Here is a 1,852-nt window from a genome sequence, read left to right on the forward strand (position 1 = left end):
GGGCCTGCAAAGACCCTTTTGCTCTCTCTATTAGCCAACCAAGTAATTCGTGTGGACTCTGACCGAAGCATTCGGCTTCGTTTAAGGAGGTGATCCAGCCGCAGGTTCCCCTACGGCTACCTTGTTACGACTTCACCCCAGTCATGAACCACACCGTGGTGATCGTCCTCCCGAAGGTTAGACTAACCACTTCTGGTGCAATCCACTCCCATGGTGTGACGGGCGGTGTGTACAAGGCCCGGGAACGTATTCACCGCGACATTCTGATTCGCGATTACTAGCGATTCCGACTTCACGCAGTCGAGTTGCAGACTGCGATCCGGACTACGATGCGTTTTAAGAGATTGGCTTACTCTCGCGAGTTTGCAGCCCTCTGTGCGCACCATTGTAGCACGTGTGTAGCCCTGGCCGTAAGGGCCATGATGACCTGACGTCATCCCCACCTTCCTCCGGTTTGTCACCGGCAGTCTCCCTAGAGTTCTCAGCCGAACTGCTAGCAACTAGGGATAGGGGTTGCGCTCGTTACGGGACTTAACCCAACATCTCACGACACGAGCTGACGACGGCCATGCAGCACCTGTCACTGCGTTCCCGAAGGCACCAATCTATCTCTAGAAAGTTCGCAGGATGTCAAGGCCAGGTAAGGTTCTTCGCGTTGCGTCGAATTAAACCACATGCTCCACCGCTTGTGCGGGCCCCCGTCAATTCATTTGAGTTTTAACCTTGCGGCCGTACTCCCCAGGCGGTCAACTTAGTGCGTTAGCTGCGCCACTAAGGATTCAAGATCCCCAACGGCTAGTTGACATCGTTTACGGCGTGGACTACCAGGGTATCTAATCCTGTTTGCTCCCCACGCTTTCGCACCTCAGTGTCAGTATTGGTCCAGGTAGCCGCCTTCGCCACTGGTGTTCCTTCCTATATCTACGCATTTCACCGCTACACAGGAAATTCCACTACCCTCTACCATACTCTAGTCAGACAGTTCGAAATGCCGTTCCCAGGTTAAGCCCGGGGCTTTCACATCTCGCTTACCTAACCACCTACGCGCGCTTTACGCCCAGTAATTCCGATTAACGCTTGCACCCTCCGTATTACCGCGGCTGCTGGCACGGAGTTAGCCGGTGCTTCTTCTGTGAGTAACGTCAAGCCTCATGGGTATTAGCCATAAGGTTTTCCTCCTCACTGAAAGTGCTTTACAACCCGAAAGCCTTCTTCACACACGCGGCATGGCTGGATCAGGGTTGCCCCCATTGTCCAATATTCCCCACTGCTGCCTCCCGTAGGAGTTCGGGCCGTGTCTCAGTCCCGATGTGGCTGATCATCCTCTCAGACCAGCTACGGATCGTCGCCTTGGTAGGCCATTACCCCACCAACCAGCTAATCCGACATAGGCTCATCCAATAGCGCAAGGTCCGAAGATCCCCTGCTTTCCCCCGTAGGGCGTATTCGGTATTAATCCGGGTTTCCCCGGGCTATCCCCAACTACTGGGCAGATTCCTATGCATTACTCACCCGTCCGCCGCTCGTCAGCGGGGTGCAAGCACCCCCTGTTACCGCTCGACTTGCATGTGTTAAGCCTGCCGCCAGCGTTCAATCTGAGCCATGATCAAACTCTTCAGTTTAAATCATACTGAAACCCGAAGGTTCCAAAATCATGCTCAAGACAAAACTCAATTTCGACGAGTCACTGTCCTGATATTTCGTGTCCGAAATACCTCGGCCAGCGCCCACACGAATTACTTGGTTAACTTTTTAAAGAGCGTTGAGCCTCTGCTCAATCAAGGCCGCGTATTCTACATCGAATCCCGACCTTGTCAACCGTTAATTTTCAGCGTTTTCAAACTCTTTCAAA

At 53.2% G+C, this 1,852-nt stretch carries 1 rRNA gene; it reads right to left on the reverse strand.

Going from position 1 to position 1,852, the window contains the following annotated elements:
• Positions 1–82: 82 nt before the first annotated feature.
• A 16S ribosomal RNA gene (locus MD273_RS18365) occupies positions 83–1,622 on the reverse strand.
• Between the last annotated feature and the right edge of the window lie 230 nt (positions 1,623–1,852).

Origin of the sequence: Marinobacter sp. C7, from assembly GCF_022343555.1 — a bacterium.
In the GTDB taxonomy this organism is placed as follows: Bacteria; Pseudomonadota; Gammaproteobacteria; order Pseudomonadales; family Oleiphilaceae; genus Marinobacter.